The following is a 25,579-nucleotide window of genomic DNA, read 5'->3' as shown; positions in this document are numbered from 1 at the left end:
GCAGCAGTACCTCTGGCGGTCTGAACCTGGAATTGTAATTGGAGGCCATGCTGTAGCCATAGGCACCTGCATTTTTGATGGCAAGAATATCTCCCTCCTTAACTTCTTTGAGTTTTCGGTCGGCAGCAATGGTATCCGTTTCACAGATATAGCCCACAATGGTGTATACCCGCTCCGGACCATCCAGTTTGGAAATATTGACCACACCATGATAGGCATCGTACATCATGGGCCGCAACAGGTGATTGAGTCCCGAATCCACCCCTACAAAAGTGGTAGCCGGGGTAGGCTTTACCACATTGGCTTTTACCAGCAGGTAGCCACATTCGCTTACGAGAAATTTACCAGGCTCAAACCAGATCTCCAGCTCCCTGCCATATTCCTCACAAAATTCCTGAAATGCCAATGATACCTTCTTACCCACATCATCAATGTCGGTCGAGATATCTCCTTCCTTATAAGCTACTTTAAACCCTCCACCAAAGTCCAAAAATTCCAGGTGGGCAAATTCTCTGGCTGCATCAAACAGGATTTCTGCACCTTTCAGAAAAACCTCAGCATCCAAAATATCCGAACCGGTATGTACATGCAGGCCCACGACATTGAGCTCATAAGCCGCTACGATTTTAAGCACATGCTTCAGTTGCAAAATGGAAATCCCGAATTTGCTGTCAATGTGTCCTACGGATATTTTTGAATTGCCACCGGCCAGGATATGAGGGTTTAGCCGGATGCAGAGCGGGACGCTATTGCCGTATTCGGTCCCAAAATGTTCCAGCATGGGTATATTGTCCACATTGACCATCACACCCAGGTCTACTGCCTGTCTGATCTCTTCAAAATCCACACAGTTTGGGGTGTACATGATATCTGAAGGCAGGAAGCCGGCATGCAGACATATTTTTACTTCTTCTATGGAGACCGCATCCACCCCTGTACCTGCCTTGCGCATCAACTGCAAAATGCTGATATTGGATAAGGCTTTGGTAGCATATTTGATTTTCATGTTTACTGCGGAAAATGCCTTTTTTAAGGCTGCTACCTGCTGGAGGATCTTTTGCCCATCATACACGTAAACGGGTGTGTCGTATTTATGGGCGATATCCAGTAGGGGAATACCCTGAATGCTGTATTGCTGGTTTTTGATTTCCATAGGTTTTGATTTAGCTGGCAAAGATAGATAAAGCAGGTTAAACTTAAAATCAAATTTGAATGCAGCTTTCCAAGGGGAATTTTGGCAGGTCAAATGGGGTTATTATTCCTAAAGGGATAGGCTGCCCGTTCTTAATGGTAATGTGTTAAAAAAAGTTAAGGAAATGATTTAGAGCAGTATATCGTTTAGATTTGTACCATGTCAAAAGCCAGCATTAAAATCATTGTCTTTCTGATGTCTTTGGCCAGCCTGGGATTGATAGCCTTTCAGTTTTACTGGGTAGGCAATGTGCTGAAGATTAATGAAGAGCGATTTGAGCAAAATGTCTTTCAGGCCCTGGCCTCAACCTCAGAACGCCTGGAAAAAAGTGAGACCAGTGATATTCTTTTGAGCTCGCTGGCAAGGGATACCTTGTTTCAAAAAGCGCTGCTTGAACCCATAGAGCCCATTCAGGTACAGGTCAGACACCGGCAGGTGGCCGTCAATCGCCCGTCCATGATAGACTCTTTGTTTGACCAAAACCTCCCCCAGATTTCTTCCACATTCCGCAAATTAATCGCTTCCAAAGAAGGGGAGCCCAAGACTTTCAGCCAGATAGAAAAGTACTTTTACATGTCACCTTCTGTGGCATCTACGCTTTTTACTCCGGATGAATTGGCCATCCTGCTTCAGGAAAAAGAGCGTTACCTGGATTTTCTCAGCAAGCAGGACAATTACATCAGCAAGCGGCAATATGCCCATAACCGCCAGAATTTTATCATTGAAGAATTCAACGTTTCCAGAAATGTGGCGGAAAGCATTGTACAGGCAAACATGAAAATTGAGTTGGTCGAGGTGGTGATTCACCAACTGCTTTCCCAGGGCAATCAAAATATTTTGAATCGGATTGATACCGCAGGAGTGAGAAGGGAAGTAAAGGATCAATTGGTCAATAGGAATATTGATCAGCCTTTTGAACTCGGGATCATCAATGGTCAAAACAATATCTTTGGCATAGGAGAAGTGGAAGACCTGGATTTTCTCAAAACCAGAGGTATCAAGGCAGAGCTTTTTCCCAGTGATCTTTTGGGGCTTGAAAATTTTCTGGTCATTTATTTTCCGAATAAGGAAAATTACCTGATGCAACAGGTGTTTTTACCCTTGTCCAGTTCCTTGTTGTTTATGGCAATTATCATTATCTGTTTCATTTATGCCATCAGGGTCATCATCAGACAGAAGAAAATTTCGGAAATCAAGAATGATTTTATCAATAACATGACCCATGAATTCAAAACTCCCATTTCTACCGTTAGCCTGGCAATTGAAGCCTTGCAGGATCCTGACCTTTTCGGCAAGACTACGATCCGGCAGAGGTACCTGGGCATCATCAAAGATGAAAATTCCAGATTGGGCAAACAGGTGGAGCAGGTCTTGCAGGCCGCTACATTGGATAAAAAGGATTTTAAATTGGAAATTGAATCCATCAATTTGATAGCAGCAGTAGAAGAAGCCAAAGGGCACTTTGAGTTGTTGGTAGAAAAAAGAGGGGGGTTGATTTCAACGGATTATCAGGTAACAAACGAAGACATTGAAGCGGATCCCTTCCACCTGAACAATATCATCAACAACTTACTTGATAACGCCAATAAATATTCAAAAGAGGCACCCAGAATCAGGATCGCCATCAGGGAAAGTATGGGGCAGTTTAAATTGACCATACAAGATGCCGGAATAGGAATGAACAAGGAAGTCCAGAAAAAGATCTTCGATAAATTTTACCGGGTTCCTACAGGCAATATCCATGATGTCAAGGGCTTTGGACTGGGCCTGTCTTATGTCAAAACCATGGTGGAAGCTCACCATGGCAACATATCGGTAGAGAGTGAACCAGGGCAAGGCAGTATTTTTACCATCAACTTACCTTCAAAACAATGAGCAAGACCAAAATTTTACTGGTGGAAGATGATCCTAACCTGGGAGATATTTTGCAGGAATACCTGGGTGTAAAAGGATTTGATGTTACCCTGTGCAGGGATGGGGAGCAGGGATGGAACAAATACAAAAAAGATTACTACCAATTGTGCATTTTGGATGTAATGATGCCTAAAAAAGATGGCTTTACCCTGGGCAAGGAAATCCGTAAAGTAGAGGAGAATGTTCCCATTATCTACCTTACTGCCAAAAACCTGAAGGAAGATGTGATTCAGGGTTTTCGCATTGGGGCTGACGATTATATCACCAAGCCCTTTAGCATGGAGGAATTGCTCATGCGAATTGCTGCGATTTTGAGGAGAACCCATCACCAGGGGGAAAAGGCGGCGCTGAAAACCTATACTTTTGGCAATTTTACCCTGCATTATGACAAGCAACAGTTGGAAGCTCCCGATGGCTGGCATAAATTGACATCCAAAGAAAATGAACTACTGAGGCTTCTGGCAGCATCCCTGAACGAAAATGTGAGCCGATCCAATGCGCTGAAACAGATTTGGGGTGACGACAGCTATTTCAACGCACGAAGCATGGATGTTTACCTCAGTAAAATCAGAAAATTGCTGAAAGCGGATGAAAGTGTCCAAATCATAACCCTGCATGGGGAAGGGTTTAAGCTGGTGGCCAATTAGGAACTTTTACGGTTGAATTGATAAATCCGGAGATAAAGTTTTACTTTGTGGTTTCATTCAACTATCATCAATCATGGGTAAAGAAATCATACGTTCTTCAGAAGCACCAGAGCCTATCGGTCCTTACAGCCAGGCTGTAAAAGTGAAAGATACCCTTTATGTATCCGGCCAGATTGCCTTGGATGCGGATACCGGAGAATTAATCAATGAAAACATTACTGAAGAAACCCATGCGGTGATGAAAAATCTGGAGGCAGTATTAAGGGCCGCAGACCTGTGCTTCGACCATGTGGTCAAATGCAGCATTTTCGTCAGGAACATGGATGATTTTGCCACGGTAAATGAAGCCTACGGCAGGTATTTCAAAACCAATCCCCCTGCACGTGAAACGGTGGAAGTAAGCCGGCTGCCCAAGAATGTCAATGTAGAAATTTCCTGCATTGCCGTGGCCTGAACTTTCTTCTTTTTCCCTTGTTTTGAAATGGTGAAACTGGCACCTACATACAGCGAAACATTCGTGTCCGCCATGGACCAGCAACAGCTGATCAAGCGGTTGGACAGGGCTACCAGAAATGTTAATTTTCTGGACGCTGTGGTTGCATTGCCGGAGGAGTCTGTTGTATTTAACGGTAGCCTGAAAGGCAGCCGTTTTGTGATTTCAAAAAAAATAGCCAAGGCAGACAGTTTTCTGCCTTTGATCAAAGGGGAAGTCTCTCCCCTGGCAAAAGGCTGCCTGGTTACTCTGGATTATTCTTTTTTTCCGGCAACGGTCTTTTTTCTCAGCTTTTGGGGGGCGATTACTTTTTTGCTCACTGTACTGTTTCTGGCCGTATTCCAGGATTGGAAACTGGCTGCTTTAAGTGCCGTGGCCGGATTGGGGAATTACGGATTTGCTTTTTGGCATTTTCGCAGGAAGGTCAGGGAAAGTCAGTTACTTTTTCACGATATGTTGGACCAGAAAGCCGGAAGGGGAGCCCCCTGAGAAATCAGAAACCAGGTTAAGTTAAATGGCAAGTATTCCAACGGGGCTTATGGATTATGCCCTTCCTGTCGTATTTTAGCAGATCAATCGTTTTAAAATCAAATAAACCACAGATGGATTACAGGATAGAAAAAGATACCATGGGTCCGGTAGAGGTTCCCGCAGACAAATACTGGGGAGCACAAACCCAGCGCTCCGTAAATAATTTCAAAATAGGGGGCGTGAAACACCAGATGCCCATAGAAATAGTGCATGCTTTTGCCATTTTGAAGAAGTCAGCCGCCCTTACCAATGCAGACCTTGGGGTAATGGACAGGGAAAAGGCTGATATTATCGTCAAAGCCTGTGATGAAATTTTAGCCGGCAAGCTGGATGACCAATTCCCCCTGGTAGTCTGGCAAACAGGTTCCGGCACCCAGTCCAATATGAATGTCAATGAAGTGGTGGCCTATCGCTCCCATGTACTTTTGGGTGGAAGTCTTCAGGATGAAAAAAAGAAAATCCATCCCAATGATGATGTAAATAAATCTCAATCTTCGAATGACACCTTCCCTACGGCCATGCACATTGCTGCTTATAAAATGGTGGTAGAGACTACCCTGCCTGGGGTGCAAAAACTCCGGGATACCCTGAAGGCAAAATCCGAGTCATTCATGGAGGTGGTAAAAATAGGCAGAACTCACTTTATGGATGCTACCCCGCTGACACTGGGACAGGAATTTTCCGGCTATGTAGCACAATTGGATCATGCCATGAGAGCCATCAAAAATACGCTGGAGCACCTTTCTGAACTGGCCCTGGGAGGCACAGCTGTGGGTACCGGACTCAATACACCCGAAGGCTATGCAGAAAAAGTGGCCGAGAAGATCGCCCATTTTTCAGGTAACCCTTTTGTAACTGCTCCCAATAAGTTTGAATCCCTGGCGGCTCACGATGCCATTGTGGAAACGCATGGTGCCTTGAAACAACTGGCCGTCAGCCTGATGAAAATAGCCAATGATATCCGCATGCTTTCTTCCGGACCGAGGTCAGGAATCGGCGAAATATTGATTCCAGAAAATGAGCCGGGCTCATCTATCATGCCTGGAAAGGTCAACCCTACCCAGGCTGAAGCCATGACCATGGTCTGTGCCCAGGTGATAGGCAACGATACTGCGGTATCTATCGGGGGTTCCAATGGTCATTTTGAACTGAATGTATTCAAGCCCATGATGGTGAATAACCTGCTCAGCTCTGCCCGCCTGCTGGGAGATGCCTGTGTGTCATTTAATGACAACTGTGCCATCGGGATTGAGCCCAACAAGCCCTTTATCCAGCGTCACCTGGAAAATAGTTTGATGTTGGTAACGGCACTGAATACCCATATCGGCTATGAAAATGCGGCAAGAATAGCTAAAAAGGCCCACAAAGAGGGAACAAGTCTTCGCGAAGCGGCCATTGCACTGGACCTGCTGACAAGTGAGCAATTTGACCAATGGGTCAAACCGGAAGACATGACCGGAAGCCTGAAATAACTTTCGGTTATATAACAACCAAATAAGCCCCTTCAACATTTCCTGCGAAGGGGCTTTTACCTTTACTATCCTACTCTACTGCCTCGTTTTCCTCTTCATACACCTCCGTAGGAATACAGCTACACATCAGGTTTCGGTCCCCATAAGCAGCGTCAATTCGCCCAACAGACGGCCAAAACTTATTCTCTTTCACAAAGGCTAGCGGGTAAGCTGCCCGTTCCCTGGAATAGGGATAACTCCAATCATCAGTCATGATGCTGCTGGCGGTATGGGGGGCATTTTTCAGCAAGTTGGATGATTGATCTGAGCGACCTTCCTCAATTTCTCTGATTTCCTGACGGATAGAGATCATGGCATCACAGAAGCGGTCCAGCTCAGCTTTCGATTCAGACTCCGTAGGCTCTACCATCAGGGTGCCTGCCACAGGAAAAGAAACCGTAGGAGCATGGAACCCATAATCCATTAGCCTTTTGGCAATGTCAGCGACCTCAATTCCGCAATCTTTGAATCCCCGGCAGTCCAGGATCATCTCGTGCGCAGCCCTGCCTTTGCTTCCGGTATACAGGATGGGGTAGTCGACCTCCAGCCGTTTTTTGATGTAATTGGTATTCAAAATGGCCACCTTGGTAGCCTTGGATAGCCCTTCTTCTCCCATCATGGCGATGTAAGCATACGAGATGGGCAGGATACTGGCACTTCCAAAGGGAGCAGCAGAGATGGGACTGATGGCAGCAGTTCCCCCGGTCCGGATAAGTGGATTGCCCGGCAGAAAAGGAGCCAGGTGTTTGGCGACGCAAATCGGCCCCATGCCCGGACCACCTCCTCCGTGGGGAATGCAGAAAGTTTTGTGCAGGTTCAGGTGGCAGACATCGGCTCCGATCATTCCAGGGCTGGTCAGGCCTACCTGGGCATTCATATTGGCACCGTCCATATATACCTGCCCACCATATTCGTGTACCAACTCGCAGATTTCCTGAATGGCTTCCTCAAATACTCCGTGGGTAGAGGGGTAGGTGACCATCAATGCGGCAAGCTGATCCTTGTACTCAGTGGCTTTGTCTTTGAATGCAGCTACGTCGATATTGCCTTTTTCATCACAGGGGATGATGACCACCTTCATACCTGCCATTACTGCAGAGGCTGGATTGGTACCATGTGCAGAAGAGGGGATCAATACGATATTCCTGTGATTTTCTGCCCGGCTTTGGTGGTAGGCCCGGATCACCATCAGCCCTGCGTACTCTCCCTGGGCACCGGAGTTAGGTTGCAGGGAGGTGTCTGCAAAGCCTGTAATTTCACTGAGCCAGTTTCTCAGTTCCTGAAACATCTCGTAGTAGCCCGCCGCCTGATCCTGGGGGACAAAGGGATGCAGCTGGCCAATCTCCGGCCAGGTGACCGGGATCATTTCTGCTGTGGCATTGAGCTTCATGGTACAGGAGCCCAGGGAAATCATGGAGTGCACCAGGGAAAGGTCTTTGTTTTCCAACCTTTTGAGGTAGCGCAGCATTTCATGTTCTGAATGATAACGCTGGAAAACATCATGCTGCAAAAAAGAAGAAACCCGCTGCAAGGACGCAGGGATGATCGCCTCTACCTGATCTGGAACCTCTGGAATTTCTACCTGAAGCAGGTTGGTGGATTTGGCAAAAACCTCATAAATCTCCACTACATCGGCCCTGTTTTTGGCCTGATCAAAACTAAGGAGAATGTATTCTTTTTCGTATCGGAAATTTAATTTTTTAGATAGGGCGAAGGCACGGATTTTTTCCTTTTGGACCTCATCTACCTTGATTCGGATGGTGTCAAAGAAGGTTTCATTGACCTGCTCGTAACCCAATTGGGACAACCAATCTGCTGTCATGACAGCCAGGCCATGGGTCCGGGAGGCGATGGCCTTTAATCCCCTGGGACCGTGATAAACGGCATACATTCCTGCCATTACTGCCAGTAAAACCTGCGCCGTACAGATATTAGAAGTGGCTTTTTCTCTTTTGATATGCTGTTCCCGGGTTTGCAGGGCCATGCGGTAGGCATTTTTACCGTGGCTATCGACGGACACGCCGATAATTCGTCCGGGAATTTGTCGTTTAAAAGCTTCTTTGGTAGCGAAAAAAGCCGCATGCGGTCCCCCAAAACCCATGGGAACACCAAATCGCTGGCTGCTGCCGATCACCACATCTGCCCCCATTTCTCCGGGCGGCTTCAGTAAAGTCAGACTCAACAGGTCGGTGCTGAAAGCCGTAAAAATATGGTTTTCGTTGGCTGTTTCCACCAGATCACTGTAGTCAATGACTTCTCCATCTGCGTTGGGATACTGCAGTAGCAGGCCAAAAATTTCGGGATCGGTAAGATCCAGTTCATTTAGCGAGCCAAAGACAAGGTCGATTCCCACCGGTAGTGCCCGGGTCTTTAGGATTTCCTTGGTTTGTTCAAATACCTTTTCGTCCACAAAAAAGCGGTTGGCTTGTTTCTTGGTTCGAGGCCTGCTGGCATGCAGCATGGTCATGGCTTCTCCTGCAGCGGTACCTTCGTCCAAAAGGGAGGCGTTGGCGAGTTCCATACCGGTAAGTTCGCTGACCATGGTCTGAAAATTGATCAGTGCCTCCAAGCGGCCCTGAGCAATTTCGGCCTGATACGGGGTGTAAGCCGTGTACCATCCGGGGTTTTCCAGGATATTGCGTTGAATTACGCCAGGGACCAGGGTGTCATAATAGCCCAGGCCTATATAGGATTTGTATAAAATGTTCTTTCCTGCTATTTTTTTAAAATTCTTAAGGAAAGCCGTTTCTGAAAGGGCTTTTGGCAGTTGAAGTGGTTTTTTCAGGCGAATGCTCTGGGGAATGGTTTCATCAATCAGGGTTTCCAGCGAAGAAACGCCAATGGTATCCAACATGGATTGGATGTCATATTCCGAGGGAGCAATGTGCCTGTTTTTAAATTTTTCCGAAGAAGCGAGGTTGATTTTCATATAAAGATAAAATATGATTATTTTTGGCCGAACCAAATTGTCCTGAATCGAAACGCAAAGGTAGAAATATTAGCTAATTAAGGTGTTTATTTTAACCTCAAATATCTTCTTATTAACCGTTTGGTCAAGAAATAGGTTTGCAGTTTACCATATTTATAATCGTTTAAACAGTCATAATGAAAAACAGACCGATGATTGCAGCTTTACTGCTGTTTGCCGGGCTTTCTTTTCCCCTCCTGGGGCAGGAAGACCTTTCTTTAAAATACGCCGCTACCATTTTGGCAGATGATCTGGAAAAACACCTGATTTACCTGGCCTCCGATGAGCTGGAAGGCAGGGATACTGGAGAAAAAGGCCAGAAGTTGGCTGCGGAATACCTGGTTGATTTTTATCAGGGAAGGGGCCTTACCGGACCGGTAGGCGGCAGCTACCTGCAACCTTTTGAACTTTCAAGTGTGCGCTGGGAGAAAGTAGAGTTAAAAGTGGGGAGGAGAGACCTGGTCCTGAATGAGGATTTTGTATTTATTGGGGATGGGGACATGAAGAGAAGAAACAGGACAGACCTGGTCTTTTTGGGATTGTCATCTGAAGAAAACCTGGCAAAGGTGGATGTGGAAGGAAAGCTGGTGGGTCTTTGGGCCATTGGTGCCCGGTCTGCTGAGGCGGTCAAATTAGTGTTGGATGCCGGAGCTGATGGGGTAATCATTGTGACGATGGAAGGGCAGGCCAATTTTGACCGCATGGCCAACCGGTACAAAAACCTTTCGGGCAGGGGCCGCCTGGGCTTTGATAAACCTACCGAGCACAAACCGGTATTTATGGTCAGTTCCGAACAAATGAGCCAGTTGTTTGAAACGCCCGTGGAAGAACTGAAAGAGGCTGCCAAAAATAACCCGGAAGCCATCCCTTCCCAGAAGGTCAGGTACCGGGTACAAAAGGACAAGCAAATTGTTGGAACGGAGAATGTGCTGGCTTACCTGGAAGGAACGGATAAGAAAGACGAAGTGCTGGTGATTTCCTCTCACTATGACCATGTGGGTATTAACAGCCAGGGAGAAATCAATAATGGGGCTGATGATGATGGCTCAGGAACAGTATCGGTAATGGAAATTGCCGAGGCATTTGCCCAGGCAGCCAAAGACGGCAACAAGCCCAGGAGAAGCATTTTATTCCTGAATGTAACCGGAGAGGAAAAGGGATTGCTTGGATCGGAGTATTATGCAGATCATCCCGTATTTCCACTGGAAAATACTGTAAACAATCTCAATATAGACATGGTTGGGCGCATAGATTATGAGTATCAGGATGCCGAAAATCAGGATTATGTATACGTAATCGGATCTGAGATGCTTTCCTCCCAGCTCAAAATCATTAACGAGTACAACAACATTACCTATACCAACCTGATCCTGGATTACCGCTATGATGCGGAGGATGATCCCAATCGGTTTTATTACCGCTCCGATCATTACAATTTCGCCAAGCACAACATTCCGGTAATCTTTTTCTTTAACGGGGTGCATGACGATTATCACCAGCCCTCAGACACGGTGGACAAGATCGAGTTTGACCTGATGGAGAAGCGGGCCCGGCTGATTTTTCATACCGCCTGGGACCTGGCCAACCGGGAGCACCGTACGCCAGTGGATGGCACCAATACCCGATTGGACAGGTAAAGCCTTTCGTATCGTAATATTCCTGGCCGCCGGAGTACATTCGGCGGCCTTTTTTTATTTATTGGTTCAAAATAGATGGCCGCCTGATTGATCTTTTTGCTTTTTCCTTTATTTTTCTAAAAATAGCTCCTATCTTGATAGCTCCATACATCATCAGCTATCTAACCTTAGCCTATCATGAAAAACCTTAGCTTAAGCATTTTTACCCTGTTGCTTTTTTTTCACGCCGAAGCACAGCAGATACCTTCTAAAGCCATGCAGATCAAGACGGCCGTTCTGGCAGCACCTGAAGACCTGAGAGACGGAGCCATGGTGTATGGCTATGATGCCCAAGGCGACTGGACCATCTTGCGGGAAGGCAGCAATGAGATGGTATGTATTGCTGATGATCCCAAATCGGATGGTTTTAATGTAGCCTGCTACCATCAGGAGCTGGAACCCTTTATGGAGCGGGGCAGAGAACTGAAAAAGGAGGGTAAAAACTTCAAGGAAATATTTGACACAAGGGAGAATGAGGCGAAAGCGGGCAGCCTCACAATGCCCAAGGATGGTGCCACCTTATATGCCCTGACTGCGGAAGCGGAAGATTATGATGCCCTGAAGGGAGAAGTAAAAAACACCTACCTGCGCTATGTGGTCTACATCCCCTGGGCTACCCAGGAAAGCACCGGTCTGGCCCTTAAGCCCGAAGCCCCCGGCATGCCCTGGATCATGGACCCTGGCACCCACCGCGCCCATATCATGATCAATCCGCCGAAGGAGTAAAGGGGAGATTTCAGGTATTTGTTACCTGGTAATTAGATGAAATTTTAATCTCTCGGGCGGGCGTACCTGCGACGTTTCAAGTAGTAGAATTTTCATTAATTAAATTAAGGTATTCCTCGGATTATTAAAGTTTAGTTAAAAATGAGTACGAATCAATATTATTTGAAGCTAATACATGTCATTTTGGTTAAGCATATCTTTTATAGGTAGATGACTTAAAAAACGAAAGGAATAAAAAACTTGTGGACAAAAATTTTCCCTTCTGGTAAACTTTTAAATTATTTTTTTATCCAATCAGCCGCTAAAAAGTGGAAAAAAAGCTTCAGAAATATCTACATGCCTTTCGGAAACTAAGAATTGACAGGGCACATGGTATCGCTCCTCATAAGCCTGTTCTTTTAATTTCTTTGTTACAAACCTTTCAAACGGGTATTAATGATTCCAATAATATTCGTATAACTCCTGAATTGGTTGCGTTCTTCAAGACGAACTGGGCAATATTAGTAACCACAAATCACCATTGCCTATTTGCTTTACCTTTCTTTCATTTAAAAAGCGAAAAATTCTGGAAGCTCGTTCCAAAATTGGGATTTGAAAAAATCATTCGTTTATCGACTTCCATGCGAAGTTTTGCAAATTTAAATGTAGCAGTTGATTATGCGCTCTTGGATCAAGATTTATTTTCATTGATGAAAGATCCAAAAAGTAACATGGTAATGCAACAGTTTTTATTGGATGAATACTTCCCTTCGAAGAGTAGTGATTTCATATTTTCCTCAGAAAATCAGCTAAAGTTTTTTGATGAAATTGAAAGTAAAATTTTAAATGAATCACCAGAACAGTATAGGTCTGAAATTCAAAGCCTGATCCAAGAACAGAATGAGGAAGAAATATTCATCAGAGGGGACCTATTTAAAAGGGAAGTTCCAAAAATTTATAATAATACCTGTGCAGTTTCCGGGATGCGCATAGATGCGACACTTACCTTATCCATGATTGATGCTTGTCACATTAAGCCATTTAGCAAAAGTTTTGATGATACCATTAAGAATGGCATTGCCTTATGTCCAAATCTTCATCGAGCGTTTGACAGGGGTTTGATTTCAATCGATGAAAATTTTCAGGTGCTGGTTTCAAAATGTTTTAACGAACATCAATCAAGCTATGGGATCAAATCTTTTGAAAACAAACAGATTAGTCTACCTCTAAATGAGGCCTATTGGCCTTTGAAAAAGAATTTAATATGGCATAGAAAAAATATATTTAAAAAATAGGGGTTTAAAACCCTTTTCTTTGAACAATCAAAATTAAAGCAGGCATTTGAGGAATCTAATTCCAGTTGCCTTACCACTTCAACCACAATTAACATGCGCAAACAACCATGTGGCATACTGCTGCTCCTGGCCCTGCTATCCGGACTATTTTCCGGTATCCAGGCGCAAACCAACACTGATCAGATTGTATTTACAGAAGGATGGGTTAGGGGCTTTGGAGCCCCGGTAAAATACCCCCGCTATGCCCGCAGCGAATTCCCCACCGATCCGGTCATTCCGCTGCTGCTGGCAAACCAATCGATTCAGCCAGCGAATCAGAACGGTGATTCTGGGGTCAATTGGGAAGTCATTTCAGCAGATGAGAACGGCCTATTCAAGCATGAACACCTTACTTCCGGAGGCCTTTACCTGGAATACACCAGCCCTGCTGAAAAGGTTGTAATTTTTGATGCCTCCGGCCATGGTAAAGCCCATATCAATGGGGTGCCCCGGGAAGGGGACCACTTTGGCTTTGGTACAACCAGGCATCCTGTGAAGCTTAAAAAGGCACTTCACGCGGAATAAATGAGGCCTCGTTATAAGAAATACACCTTAGTTATACTTGATTTTCAAATAAAATTTTCGCAAATTCGAAGTGAATAGTTTTTAGTACCTGGGTTGATATCAAATTTTAATCTGCTAACATAGAAATTATGGAAAAGAGTTGGTATGAAAAAAACAGAGAGCGGATTTTAAAAAAACAGAAAGAACGCTACCTATACGATGTCGAATTCAGGGAAAAGGCGAGGACAACCTACAGGGAGCGATATCAGGAAGATCCAGAGTACAGGGCAAAAACCCTGGAACGGGCCAGAAACAGGTATCATACCGATGAGGATTACAAGAGAAAAACGATTGAGCGTGCAAGACAAAGAAGCAAAAACCCCAACCAGGGAAAAGGGCAATAAGGTTTTCTACGGACTGGCAGGTTGCCCGGTATATGGCCTGTTGAATTAAGTCTATGTGATGGACTTTACGTTCTTTGTTTGAATCATGGACCTATCGGCCTAACCTCGCCATACCGGCTCATCCAGTAGGCTAAAAGATAGTACCATCCCAATTACCCCCGAAAACAGCCCTTTCTCCACCATTTAGCTGCTTCGGGTTCTGTTTCATTGAAGGGCATTGCTTTCCCGGGAATATTGAAGCAGGTTGAAATAGGGAGAGAAATTTAGGATATCGTCCGATTAACTGATTTCAAAAGTGTTTTTCATTTTGGACGTCAGGACATTGAGGGCATGTTCTTGCTCCCCCGCCAAATAACCTGAATGAATAGCGTAAATTTGGGTAGAAATATTCTTTGGGGTTAAAAGCTTACTCCGATTTCCTGGTCCATTTGATGCTGCATCCAATGGCTTTGGTGGTTTCTTCAGCTATATTTTGCCCTTTCAATAGGGACGCTACTGCGTCTTCTGCATAGTGTTTGGTAACGGCAGAAGCATCCTGGTAGTTGTTGTCTATGGCTCCGATATATTTGACGATAAACTTGCCGTTTTCCTTGTTGAGCAAGTACACATGTGGGGTTCTACTGCCTCCGTAAGCTTTGATGACTTCCTGCGTCTCGTCATGAAGGTAGGGAAAAGGAAAATCTTTTTCTTCCGCCCTTTTTTTCATGGCATCAAAGCTGTCACCAGGGCTGATCTGGGCATCATTGGGATTGATGGCAATAACCGGGTATCCCTGAGGGGCATACTTTTCGTGCAGTTGAATCATTCGATCCTCATAAGCTTTTACATACGGACAGGTATTACAGGAGAAAATCACAAATGCACCCTTTGCATTTTCCATCCCACTCAGTGAAACCCGGGACCCGTCCACATTGGTCAATTCAAAATCCATGGCTTCGTCTCCAATTGAATAACCCTCATTTTGGCCAAAGCTCGGGGAGGAAAGGCACAGTAGGGTCAGGAGGGTTAAGGCTAAAGTAGCTGTCGTTTTCATGGTTTTATGGTTTAAGTTGATCGATTAAGTCTTGTAATGCAGTGGCTTCCAATTCTCCTTCATGAAAACGGCGCTTCCCATCGGGAAGTATAAAAAGGGTGGCAGGAATGGCGCCTGTCCAGCTTTTATCCACTTTATCAATCCAGGAATTGAAATCTACATCATTGAGCAGGTAGACAGGAGACTGAATGTCCTTTTTTTCAATGAAAGCAGTGACTCTTTCCGGCCGGCGCCCGTCATCCATGGAAATAAAAATCAATTCCAGTTCAGGATTGTCCTTGCTGGCCTGCTCAAAATGGGGCATTTCCCGAATGCAGGGGGCACACCAGGTGGCCCAGAAATTGTAGATACGCAGTTTTTCCGAATCCGCTGATGTCAGGGCTTCAAATTCTTCAAAGGAGATAATCTTGAAATCCGGCTCCGGTTCTTCCGTAAATGAAAAATCAGGTACCAGAATAAAAAGGAGTACAATTTTAATGAAAAATGCATTCATAGGTTGTGGTTTTTACGCAGATTTTGTTGGTATTCTTTATAACGCAACAGCCTGTTCAGGGTTTCAGACTGGATTTGAGCGCTTTGAAGAGAGGCTTTCTTGCAAGCAGCTGTCTGGCGTTTATGGCTGCTTTTAGAAATCACCATTAATGGGAATTACCCGACCAGAAAAGAGTAAGTGTTCTGGTAAATTTTAAATATTTAGGTATTTTTAATTTTTGGTAGCTCTTGCAACAAGATCAGCAAAAAATTTCCTATCATTACCGTTGATCCCATCAGGCAGGACTGTTAGAAAAGCATTATCTTTATTTGCCTTTTATTCAACAAAAAAATATTAAACATTAATCCCAATGCAATCTATGAAACCTTTACAACTCTTTTTGCCCTTATTTTTGATCCTGGTCAGCAGCTTGCAGGCCCAGGAAAGCCGTGTGTTTGATGCCCTGAGCATGAACAGTGAAATCCTGGATATGGAAAGGAAATTTGCCGTTTATCTTCCGCCAGGCTATGAATATTCCCAGCGTTCTTACCCGGTACTTTATTTATTGCACGGAGCCGGAGATGACCAGACCGGTTGGGTTCAGTTTGGAGAGGTGCAGCACATTGCAGATAAGGCTTTTGCCGAAGGAATAGCAACCCAGATGATCATCGTGATGCCAGACGCCAATACGGGAAAAAGGGGATATTTCAATGATGTAAACAATGACTGGCGGTATGAGGATTTCTTTTTTGAAGAATTGATGCCTTATGTAGAATCGACGTATAGAATAAAGAAAGAAAAACGCTACCGGGCGATAGCGGGGCTATCCATGGGGGGAGGAGGTACTTACTTCTATGCCATGCACCGCCCGGACCTGTTTTCCTCAGCTTGTCCCCTCAGTGCTGCTTTGAGAAACAATAGCTTTGAAGATTTCAAAAATGGCCTGGCGAACAATGAGGTAGAAGTAAAAAACCCGGCTACTTTGGAGGCTTATTACGACAGGCATCAGGCATTGCGGCAAATCGAGGTGAACGATCCTGAGGATATCAAATCCGTCAAATGGTTTTTTGATTGTGGCGATGATGATTTTCTCTACGAAGGCAACAGCCTGGTCCATATTGCCATGAAGAAAAAGGAAATACCCCACGAATTCAGGATCCGTGACGGAGCCCATAACTGGACCTATTGGAGGGAATCACTTCCCACAGTATTGAGCTTTGTTTCAGATACATTCCGTCAGAAATAAAATAAGCTCCCGGGTTTCCCGGGAGCTTATCCGATAGGTTAAATTATAGTTGGATGTATTCTTTTAAATTTTGGTATAAGCCATTCTTTTGGATACTTTCTTCATTAATGCCTGAACGATTTCTTCATTCATGACTTCCTTATTGCCGGCAATCCCATTCTGAAATTGCACCAGAAGTTCTCCATCTTCAGCATTGAAAATAGACAGGTTGATCACGGCCAGGTTGGTGCCTTGATTTTTGTTTCGGGCATTACAGTCCCGATCTCCATTTTGCCCGGCTTTGGGCTGATTGGTCTCATAATAACCCATGACCACGGCATCTACACCCAAAATATGTGCCAGGCGGGCAGGGCTGTAGGTAAAGTAATTGTCCGGGGTAATGCCTGCAGCTTTCAATTTGGCATTGGAAACGACCGGCGCCTGAATGGTCACGGACAATTTCCCATTTTCCTGCCTTTGCTGGAACCAGGTGTAAATGGCCTTTTGAATGCTTTCTCCTTCCGATTTTTCTAAGTTGGACAGCTCCTGCCTGCTGATGGTATCCATTTGTTCCGGCAGCAAAGTTACTTTGGTCAAAAATGGGAGCGTTGCAATGGTTTCATGGGTATAGGCAATGTTTTCAAAATCTGCATTTTTAAAAAACTGCATTTGCCCCCACAGCTGGCTGACCATCATAAAGGTCAGCAAAAAGACACACATGATTCTTTTCATGGTATAATTGATTTAAAAGTTGAATGTTCTCTAAAGCATTACTTTACATTAAAAAGCTGGAAAAAATCCAACACCGACGACCCGATCCATACGTATCACCAGTAAAAATTTCGGTGACTATCTGGGTACAAAGATCAGGCTATTATCCAGAATAAAAAAATTTCTATTGTGAAAAAACAGTAAAAAAATAATATAATAACACCCTTTACAGTTTTTTATTTGTAAAAAACAAATAATTGGCTACAAATAGGTTTGCCATGTATGGGTAGGGAAAAATATAAATGTCAGGGAAAGGACATCAACTGTTTTTCCATTTGCCCTTGGTTTTCATTTGGTTTCGGTTTCTTTTGGCCTTGCTGTTTTTATTGCCACGTTTTTGTGGCTTTTCGGGGGCTTTTTTCGGGGGAGATTTTTTTTCATGAAAAGCTCCCTGAAAATCAGGATCGTCTCCCCTTTTTTGTTTGTCGATTTCCCTTTCATAGGCTTGTTTTTCCTCAAATGGAGTGTCGTACACGGAGACATCTCTGGGTACCCGGCGTTGGGGAACCTGCATCCTGATAATGCTTTCTATTTTTTCAAAATGATATACTTCAGCCGGGTTGATAAAAGTAAAGGCTTTACCCTCGTTTTCTGCCCTTCCCGTTCTTCCGATCCGGTGTACATAATCTTCGTAAATCACGGGAACATCAAAGTTTACCACATGACTGACCATGCTGACATCCAGCCCCCTGGCGGCCACATCAGTAGCTACCAAGATTTTAATGCTGCCTTTCTTGAACTCATCCATGCTGTTGATGCGGGTATTTTGTCCTTTATTGGCATGGATGACGCGGATGCTTCCCGGCTGCTGGTGTTCCAGGTACCGGAATACCTCATCTGCATTCTTTCTGGATCGGGTAAATACGATACCCCTTTCGAATTTAGCATCTTTGACGATTTTTTCCAGCAGGCTCAATTTGGTTTTAAAGTTGGGGACAAAAAACTTGGACTGGGTAATGGTGCCTGCGGTAGTGGCTTGTTGGGCTACTTCCACCCGCTCTGGGAATTCCAGAAACTCATGGGACAATTTTTCTATTCGGTCACTGAAGGTGGCAGAGAACAGCAGGTTTTGACGTTTTACAGGAATAATTTCCAATATGGCCCGGATCTGTGGCAAAAAACCCATATCCAGCATTTTGTCAGCCTCATCCAGTATCATGGTTTTGATATCCCGGGTGTAGAGCACCTCTTTTTGATACAAGTCCATAAACCTGCCTGGAGTGGCGATAATAATGTCTACGCCCTGGCTTACTTTTTCTATTTGGGGTTTGGGGCCCAGGCCACCATATAGACAGACATACCTGAGGTCAGTATATTTGCCGAATCCGATTATTTCCGATTCGATTTGCATGACCAGTTCTCTGGTTGGGGCCAGTATCAGTGCCCTGGGGTGCTCGCCCTGCGCATATTTAACTTTAAAAAGGAGGGGGAGCAGATAAGCCGCCGTTTTACCTGTACCTGTTTGCGCAATGCCGAGAATGTCATGTCCGGCAAGTGCCAGCGGAATGGCTTTTTCCTGGATAGGAGTAGGTTTGGTGTAGCCGATTTCTTTTATCGCATTTAAAAGTTGTGTATTGAGCTTAAAATTGTCAAAAGATTGCAGCTGATCGGCCATGATTTTATAATTTTAGGGAAATTATGAGGAGTGAAAATATTCATACATCCGCTTATTAAAAACAAATGATATGAAAAGAATATTGATCCGTGATGCAAATATAGTGAATGAAGGTAAGATAATGCGTGGGGATGCCTATATAAAGGAGGGGCTGATTTTTGCCATTGGAGGTGATCTGTCGGGACATGAAGCCGATATAGAAATAGATGCAAAGGGAAAACACCTGTTGCCGGGCCTGATAGACGATCAGGTGCATTTTCGGGAGCCCGGATTGACCCATAAAGCTGAAATTTATACAGAAAGCAAAGCAGCAGTAGCAGGGGGGATAACCAGTTTTATGGAAATGCCCAACACTGTTCCCCAAACGACCGACTTGGAATTGCTGGAAAAAAAATACGATTTGGCGGCCAATAAATCTTTGGCCAATTACTCCTTTTACCTGGGAGCGACCAATGATAATATAGAAACCATTAAGAAAGTCAACCCCCAAACAGTCTGTGGGGTGAAAGTTTTTCAAGGCTCCTCTACTGGCAATATGCTGGTGGATAATCCAGATAGCCTGGAGAAGATTTTCAGATACTGCCCCATACTGATAGCTACCCATAGTGAGAACGATGACATCATTAAGGCCAACCTCGAGAAGTATAAAAAGGAATATGGGGACGACATACCTGTCCGTTTTCATCCCAAAATCAGAACGGAAGAGGCCTGTTTTGATGCTTCAAAAAGGGTAGTGGATATGGCCAGAATGTATGGGAGCAAGCTGCATGTACTGCATATCAGTACAGCAAAAGAAGTCATGCTTTTTGATAACCGACTTCCTCTGGAAGAAAAACGCATTACCGCAGAAGCCTGCGTCCATCATTTGTGGTTTGCTGAAGAAGACTACGAAGAACGGGGGAATTTTATCAAGTGGAACCCTGCCATTAAAACCGCTAAAGATAGGGAGGGGATTTTAAAGGGGGTTTTGGATGGTCACATAGATGTGATTGCTACCGACCATGCCCCGCATACCCTGGAAGAAAAATCCCATCCCTATACCTCTGCCCCATCCGGAGGTCCTTTGGTACAACATTGCCTGCCTGCTTTATTGGAGATGTATCATGAGCATAAAATAAGTTTGGAGGAAATTGTGCAAAAAACCAGCCATAATGTGGCGGTACTTTTTGAAATTGAAAAGCGGGGTTATCTGCGACCGGGATACCAGGCGGACATGGTTTTGGTGGACCTGGAAGATCCCTGGGAGGTAAAGAAGGAGAATGTCCTTTCGAAATGTGGTTGGTCACCTTTTGAGGGGCAGACTTTTAGGTCTAAAATTACCCATACATTCGTTTCCGGACACCTGGTGTACGATAATGGTACATTTGATGAAAGTAAACAGGGGCAAAGGCTTAAATTTTCAAGAAATGTATAGCATTATTTTGCTTGACTAAAAAAAGCATATTACCTTTGCATTCTCTTCAGACAAAAGGTTCAATAGAGGTAAAAATGGTGATTGTAGCTCAGCTGGTTAGAGCGCTGGTTTGTGGCACCAGAGGTCGCCGGTTCGAACCCGGTCTTTCACCCAAACCCTCCCTGTTACCGGGAGGGTTGTTTTTTAAACATAAATACCGTCCCTGAAATTATCCAAAACTATCGAATCGGGAAAAAAGGATAAACACTTTAAAACGAAAATCGTTTTAGAGAAAAGAAAGATAGAAAAGGAATTAAACCTATTATAAGCCTTAAAATATCGTTTTGCCATGCCCCAGAAAATGGCATATTATTTGAGTATCGAACGTTTTAGGAATTATTTAATTTTCAGAAGTCATGTTCCAATTATTGCACCCCACTAAGAAATTTCCTCAGATCAGATATGTCAATTTGAATCAAATTCAATTGTATATCATGAAATTTGAAGAGTCGATTAAGAATCTGGATGAAATTCAGAATGAAAGTACCTGAACTATAGGTTGATGTAGTTATAAGTGAAAGGGCATTTATGCCCTTTTTTTGGTTTCTTTCATTTCCTCAAAATGCATTTTTGCCCAGTTGATCAACTTATTTATACTAGTTTTTCCAACATTTATTTTTCTTTACGAAGTATTCAAGTATTTTTATAAAAACCACAAATTTTTGATTAAATGAGCTATATACATTTCGATAAGACGCAACTCATCAACCTGAATTATTCTTTGGAAAAGGAAATAATTCGATCTAACCGCTCAGGTTGTTATACGAGTACAACGATTATCGGCTGCAATACCAGGAAATACCATGGCCTGCTGGTGGCTCCACAACCTCAGATTGACGGTCAGCTGCATGTCTTGCTTTCCAACGTTCACGAAAGCATCGCTCAGAAAGATGCCGTGTTTAACCTTGGTATCAATAAATATCCTGGTAACTATTATCCCAGAGGACACAAGTACCTGGAAGATTTTGACTCCGAACCTATTCCTAAACTCACTTACAGGGTAGGGGGTGTGGTATTGGAAAAGGAAATTATCCTGGATTCAACCGCAGACAGGGTGATGATCAAATATACCCTGTTGGAGGCTTTGATTCCTACCAAACTCAGGGTGAGTCCTTTTTTGGCTTTCAGGGGATACCATACCTTGTCCAAGGCCAATACTTATGTAAATAAAAAGATCAAAAAAATCAAAAATGGCGTGCAATTCAGGCTGTATGAGGCCTATGATGCACTCTCTTTACAGGTTTCAAAAGAAAATACCTTTGTTCCGGTTCCTGATTGGTTCTACAATATTGAGTATATCCGGGAAATTGAGCGGGGCTACGATTACCAGGAAGATTTGTATGTTCCGGGATACTTTGAGTTTGATATAGAAAAGGGTGAATCAGTTATCCTTTCGGCCGGATTGAAGGAAGCCACTCCCGAAAAGCTGCAGCAGTCCTTCGAAAAAGAGATAGGCAGGAGAATACCCCGGGATAATTTTGAAAATTGCCTTAAAAATTCAGCAGGACAGTTTATCAGCAGAAGAGGAGGAGAAACAAGGGTCATTGCCGGGTATCCCTGGTTTGGCTGGTGGGGCAGGGATACCTTCATTGCATTGCCAGGCTTGACTTTAACCATGGAAGATACGCAGACCTTTTTAGAGGTGATGGATTCCATGTCAAAGGATTTAAAGGGAGCCCTGTTTCCGAATGTGGGTAGTGGAGTAATGACCAATATGAATTCTATTGATGCTCCCCTTTGGTACTTTTGGGCCCTACAGCAATATGTGCTTTTCACTGGGGACAAAGCGACCATTATTTCCAAATACCTGGAGAAATGTAAGGGAATCATTGAGGGGTTTAAAAAAGGAACTGCCTTTAATATCCATGTAAAAGAGAATGGCTTATTGTGTGGAGGTGAGGAGGGGATTGCCCTGACCTGGATGGATGCCGTTACCAAAGATGGTCCGGTCACCCCCAGAATGGGTTGTCCGGTGGAGATCAATGCTTTGTGGTACAATGCACTTTGCTTCTATCACGAACTTTCAGGAGATGCAGACATGAAGGAATTGGCTGACAAGGTGGGAGATGCTTTTCTGGAGGAATTTTGGAGCGAGAAAAAGGGCTACCTGGCGGATGTAGTAAATGATGAAGAAAAGGACTGGTCTATCCGACCCAATATGGTGTTTGCCACTTCTTTGGTTTACAGTCCTTTGACTGATGAGCAAAAAGACCATGTTCTGGAGGTGGTAAAAACCAATTTATTTACCGACAGGGGACTCAGGACCCTTGCACCAAGCGACCCCCGGTATAAGGGCTATTATCAGGGTGACCAGTACGAAAGAGATAACGCCTACCATCAGGGTACCGCATGGCCCTGGTTGTTGGGACATTTTGCCGAAGGATATTTGAAACTGCATGGGAAGCAAGGCAAAAAGCTGGTAGAAAACATGATCAGTAGTTTTGATGGGGTGATGACCCAGTATGGTATAGGCACCATAGCTGAAATTTATGATGGTGATCCGCCACACCGCCCCAAAGGTTCCATTTCCCAGGCGTGGAGTGTGGGGGAATTATTAAGGATGAAATATTTAATCAATAATCTATAAAAAGATTTCTATGAAAGTTTTAATGTTTGGATGGGAATTTCCACCCCATATCTCCGGAGGTTTGGGTACGGCCTGTTATGGGTTGGTAAAGGGAATGGCCCACCACAAACAAGACCTGATATTCGTTGTTCCCAAATTGTGGGGGGATGAAGATCCATTGGCCGAATTTGTAAATGCCAGTGATGTGGAAATCGATTACAGGGAGCGCCGCTTCCGGGATATCTGGAAAAACCTCACCTACCTGGAGGTCAGTTCTTTTTTAATTCCCTACCTGAGTCCTGAAGAATACCAAAACCATACCGAAAGACTACTCAAAGACCAGGATGAATTGGAGTCCAGTGTGCTGGCCAATAAATTCTCCTTTAGTGGAAAATATGGCAAAGACCTTATCCTGGAGGTTTCACGCTACGCATTGGTAGCAGCCCAGATTGCAAAAAACAAAAAATTTGACCTGATCCATGCCCATGACTGGCTGTCCTTTCCCGCCGGAATTGCAGCCAAAAAAATGAGTGGCAAACCATTGATTGCCCATGTACATGCTACCGAATTTGACCGCTCCGGACAAACGGTCAACCAAAGGGTATATGACATTGAGAGAGCAGGAATGGAAGCAGCAGATAAGATCATTGCTGTCAGCCAATTGACCAAGAATACCATCGTTTCCAAATACGGTATTCCCGAAGAAAAAGTGGTGGTGGTGCACAATGCAGTATTGGATACCAGTATCATCAAATCCAAAGAAAAGAAGAAGGTGCCCGAAAAGATTGTCACCTTCCTGGGAAGGATTACTTTTCAGAAAGGGCCGGAATATTTTGTGGAAGCAGCTTATAAAGTGATCAAAAAGGATGAAAATGTGAGGTTTGTCATGGCAGGTTCCGGGGATTTATTAAACCGGATGATCCAAAGGGTGGCGGAATTGAGAATCGGAACCAAATTTCATTTTACTGGATTTCTCAAAGGGGATGATGTGGACAAAATGTTTGCCCTCAGTGATGTCTATGTCATGCCTTCGGTTTCAGAGCCCTTTGGGATTTCCCCATTGGAGGCAGTAAGGCACAATACTCCTGTGATTATTTCCAAACAATCAGGTGTGGCTGAAGTGCTTCAAAATGCCGTTAAGGTTGATTTTTGGGATATAGATACCATGGCAGATGCCATTTTTGCGCTCCTTCACTACAACGGGATTTCAAAGATGTTTAGGGAGCTGGGTAGAGAAGAGCTGAAAAAGCTTAAATGGGAGCATGTGGCAAAAAAAGTAATCGATATTTATACGCAAACTGTTAATCAATAGGATATGAGAACCATTTGTTTTTACTTTCAAGTACATCAACCTTTCAGACTAAAGCCCTACCGGTTTTTTGAAATTGGGGATGATCATGATTATTGGGATGAATATGCCAATAGAAACATCATGAATAAAGTAGCAAAGAAATGTTATCTGCCCATGAACCGGCTTTTGTTGGAGCTCATCCATAAATACCAGGGCAAGTTTAAGGTTTGCTTTTCTTTGTCAGGAACGATACTTGATCAAATGGAGGCCTATACACCAGAGGTTTTGCACAGCTTTCAGGAGTTGGTGGCTACTGGCCATGTGGAATTGCTCAATGAAACCTATGCCCATTCCCTGTGTGCACTTAAGAGCGAATCTGAATTCAGAGACATGGTGCAATTACATCAGGAGAAAATCAAACACCATTTCAACGGCTATGAACCCAAGGTTTTCAGAAATACCGAGTTGATCTACTCCGACAGTATTGGAGAAATGGTAGCAGGTATGGGTTTCGAGGGCATACTTTCTGAAGGTGCCAAGCATATACTGGGATGGAAAAGCCCCAACTTTGTTTATGTCAATGCCCATGAACCCAAGCTTAAGGTTTTACTTAAAAATTTCCGGCTAAGTGATGATATCGCTTTCAGGTTTGGGGAGAAAACCTGGTCTGATTATCCCCTGACCACAGATAAATTTATCAATTGGCTGAACCAGGTGCCTCAGGAAGATGAAGTCATCAATCTTTTCATGGATTATGAAACCTTCGGAGAGCACCAATGGAAAGAGACCGGTATTTTTGAATTCATGCGACACCTTCCCGACGCCGTTCTCAATCGGACCAATTTTGGTTTTTCTACTCCCTCGGAAGTCATTGCCAATGCTTCTCCAGTAGGTAAAATCAATGTTCCAATTCCCATTTCCTGGGCTGATGAGGAGCGCGACCTGACTGCATGGCTGGGAAATGACCTGCAGGATGAGGCTTTTGACCGCTTGTTTGAATTGGAAGGAAAGGTAAAAAAATCCAAAAACCCGGACATTCACAGGGATTGGCGCTACCTGCAGACCAGTGACCACTTTTATTATATGTGTACCAAATTCTTTTCGGATGGAGATATTCATGCCTATTTCAGTCCTTACGAAAGCCCATACGAAGCTTTTATCAATTACATGAATGTGCTGAGCGATTTTATTTTGAGGTTGAAGCAAGATGAAAAGGAAAACATCGCTGTGTAAACGATAGTCACCAACAAAAACTACAAAGAAAACGACCCCTT

At 44.1% G+C, this 25,579-nt stretch carries 21 protein-coding genes and 1 tRNA gene; 16 read left to right on the top strand and 6 right to left on the bottom strand.

Going from position 1 to position 25,579, the window contains the following annotated elements; genetic code table 11:
• On the bottom strand, positions 1 to 1,153 hold a 1,153-nt coding region (gene lysA / locus GL182_RS19375; protein WP_163381439.1), incomplete at its 3' end, for a diaminopimelate decarboxylase.
• A 198-nt stretch (positions 1,154 to 1,351) separates the two neighbouring features.
• On the opposite strand from lysA, the gene GL182_RS19370 reads away from it, so the two are divergent.
• From GL182_RS19370 to fumC, 5 genes are all read left to right on the top strand, one after another.
• Positions 1,352 to 3,067 (top strand): sensor histidine kinase, encoded by a 1,716-nt coding sequence (locus tag GL182_RS19370; RefSeq protein WP_163381438.1) that lies wholly within the window; start codon positions 1,352 to 1,354, stop codon positions 3,065 to 3,067.
• Positions 3,064 to 3,753: a response regulator transcription factor gene (locus tag GL182_RS19365; protein ID WP_163381437.1), complete on the top strand. Its 690-nt coding sequence runs from the start codon at positions 3,064 to 3,066 to the stop codon at positions 3,751 to 3,753. Before GL182_RS19370 ends, GL182_RS19365 begins: the two co-directional genes overlap by 4 nt.
• A gap of 73 nt (positions 3,754 to 3,826) precedes the next feature.
• Complete coding sequence (locus GL182_RS19360; protein ID WP_163381436.1) at positions 3,827 to 4,207, top strand: RidA family protein; 381 nt, start codon at positions 3,827 to 3,829, stop codon at positions 4,205 to 4,207.
• A gap of 72 nt (positions 4,208 to 4,279) precedes the next feature.
• Positions 4,280 to 4,735 (top strand): hypothetical protein, encoded by a 456-nt coding sequence (locus GL182_RS19355; RefSeq protein WP_205603691.1) that lies wholly within the window; start codon positions 4,280 to 4,282, stop codon positions 4,733 to 4,735.
• 113 nt (positions 4,736 to 4,848) lie between these two features.
• Positions 4,849 to 6,249 carry a class II fumarate hydratase gene (fumC, locus tag GL182_RS19350; RefSeq protein WP_163381434.1) on the top strand — a complete coding sequence of 467 codons (1,401 nt, stop codon included), beginning with the start codon at positions 4,849 to 4,851 and terminating at the stop codon, positions 6,247 to 6,249.
• A 70-nt stretch (positions 6,250 to 6,319) separates the two neighbouring features.
• Here fumC and gcvP read toward each other — a convergent pair whose 3' ends face one another.
• A complete protein-coding gene (gene gcvP / locus GL182_RS19345; protein ID WP_163381433.1) occupies positions 6,320 to 9,217 on the bottom strand; it encodes an aminomethyl-transferring glycine dehydrogenase in 2,898 nt (965 codons plus the stop codon).
• Between the two features lie 176 nt (positions 9,218 to 9,393).
• Between gcvP and GL182_RS19340 the strand changes: the two genes are divergently transcribed.
• The 5 genes from GL182_RS19340 to GL182_RS19320 all read left to right on the top strand — a co-directional run bounded on the left by GL182_RS19340 (position 9,394) and on the right by GL182_RS19320 (position 13,879).
• Entirely contained in the window at positions 9,394 to 10,893 is a 1,500-nt protein-coding gene (locus tag GL182_RS19340) for a M28 family peptidase (RefSeq protein ID WP_163381432.1), read from the top strand.
• A 177-nt stretch (positions 10,894 to 11,070) separates the two neighbouring features.
• Positions 11,071 to 11,658 carry a hypothetical protein gene (locus tag GL182_RS19335; RefSeq protein WP_163381431.1) on the top strand — a complete coding sequence of 196 codons (588 nt, stop codon included), beginning with the start codon at positions 11,071 to 11,073 and terminating at the stop codon, positions 11,656 to 11,658.
• 308 nt (positions 11,659 to 11,966) lie between these two features.
• Positions 11,967 to 12,932 carry an HNH endonuclease gene (locus tag GL182_RS19330; RefSeq protein ID WP_163381430.1) on the top strand — a complete coding sequence of 322 codons (966 nt, stop codon included), beginning with the start codon at positions 11,967 to 11,969 and terminating at the stop codon, positions 12,930 to 12,932.
• 93 nt (positions 12,933 to 13,025) lie between these two features.
• Positions 13,026 to 13,496: a hypothetical protein gene (locus GL182_RS19325; RefSeq protein ID WP_163381429.1), complete on the top strand. Its 471-nt coding sequence runs from the start codon at positions 13,026 to 13,028 to the stop codon at positions 13,494 to 13,496.
• Between the two features lie 128 nt (positions 13,497 to 13,624).
• Positions 13,625 to 13,879 (top strand): hypothetical protein, encoded by a 255-nt coding sequence (locus tag GL182_RS19320; protein WP_163381428.1) that lies wholly within the window; start codon positions 13,625 to 13,627, stop codon positions 13,877 to 13,879.
• 406 nt (positions 13,880 to 14,285) lie between these two features.
• On the opposite strand, the gene GL182_RS19315 is transcribed toward GL182_RS19320, so the two are convergent.
• The gene (locus GL182_RS19315; RefSeq protein WP_163381427.1) at positions 14,286 to 14,912 is read right to left on the bottom strand and encodes a thioredoxin family protein; all 627 of its coding nucleotides are present in this window, start codon (positions 14,910 to 14,912) and stop codon (positions 14,286 to 14,288) included.
• A gap of 4 nt (positions 14,913 to 14,916) precedes the next feature.
• A complete protein-coding gene (locus GL182_RS19310) occupies positions 14,917 to 15,405 on the bottom strand; it encodes a TlpA family protein disulfide reductase (RefSeq protein ID WP_163381426.1) in 489 nt (162 codons plus the stop codon).
• A 358-nt stretch (positions 15,406 to 15,763) separates the two neighbouring features.
• On the opposite strand from GL182_RS19310, the gene GL182_RS19305 reads away from it, so the two are divergent.
• On the top strand, positions 15,764 to 16,630 hold the full coding sequence (locus GL182_RS19305; protein WP_163381425.1) for an alpha/beta hydrolase: 867 nt from the start codon (positions 15,764 to 15,766) through the stop codon (positions 16,628 to 16,630).
• 63 nt (positions 16,631 to 16,693) lie between these two features.
• Here GL182_RS19305 and GL182_RS19300 read toward each other — a convergent pair whose 3' ends face one another.
• Together GL182_RS19300 and GL182_RS19295 are read right to left on the bottom strand one after the other, a co-directional pair.
• On the bottom strand, positions 16,694 to 17,341 hold the full coding sequence (locus tag GL182_RS19300) for a hypothetical protein (protein ID WP_163381424.1): 648 nt from the start codon (positions 17,339 to 17,341) through the stop codon (positions 16,694 to 16,696).
• Positions 17,342 to 17,639: 298 nt separating this feature from the next.
• Positions 17,640 to 18,995, bottom strand: coding sequence for a DEAD/DEAH box helicase (locus GL182_RS19295; RefSeq protein WP_163381423.1), 1,356 nt, complete (start codon positions 18,993 to 18,995; stop codon positions 17,640 to 17,642).
• Positions 18,996 to 19,065: 70 nt separating this feature from the next.
• Here GL182_RS19295 and GL182_RS19290 point away from each other — a divergent pair, with 70 nt between their 5' ends.
• The 5 genes from GL182_RS19290 (at position 19,066) to GL182_RS19270 (ending at position 25,538) form a co-directional block, all read left to right on the top strand.
• Complete coding sequence (locus tag GL182_RS19290) at positions 19,066 to 20,409, top strand: dihydroorotase (protein WP_163381422.1); 1,344 nt, start codon at positions 19,066 to 19,068, stop codon at positions 20,407 to 20,409.
• A gap of 76 nt (positions 20,410 to 20,485) precedes the next feature.
• Positions 20,486 to 20,561: transfer RNA gene (locus GL182_RS19285), tRNA-His, on the top strand.
• Positions 20,562 to 21,118: 557 nt separating this feature from the next.
• Entirely contained in the window at positions 21,119 to 23,035 is a 1,917-nt protein-coding gene (locus GL182_RS19280) for an amylo-alpha-1,6-glucosidase (protein ID WP_163381421.1), read from the top strand.
• A gap of 10 nt (positions 23,036 to 23,045) precedes the next feature.
• Positions 23,046 to 24,326, top strand: a complete 1,281-nt coding sequence (locus tag GL182_RS19275; protein ID WP_163381420.1) for a glycosyltransferase family 4 protein — start codon at positions 23,046 to 23,048, stop codon at positions 24,324 to 24,326.
• 3 nt (positions 24,327 to 24,329) lie between these two features.
• Positions 24,330 to 25,538, top strand: coding sequence for a glycoside hydrolase family 57 protein (locus GL182_RS19270; protein ID WP_163381419.1), 1,209 nt, complete (start codon positions 24,330 to 24,332; stop codon positions 25,536 to 25,538).
• The last annotated feature ends 41 nt before the right edge of the window (positions 25,539 to 25,579 follow it).

Origin of the sequence: Cyclobacterium sp. SYSU L10401 (assembly GCF_010993705.1) — a bacterium.
GTDB lineage: Bacteria > Bacteroidota > Bacteroidia > Cytophagales > Cyclobacteriaceae > Cyclobacterium.
The sequence above is the reverse complement of the archived record's forward strand: the minus strand, read 5'-3'. Positions and strand labels throughout refer to the sequence as shown.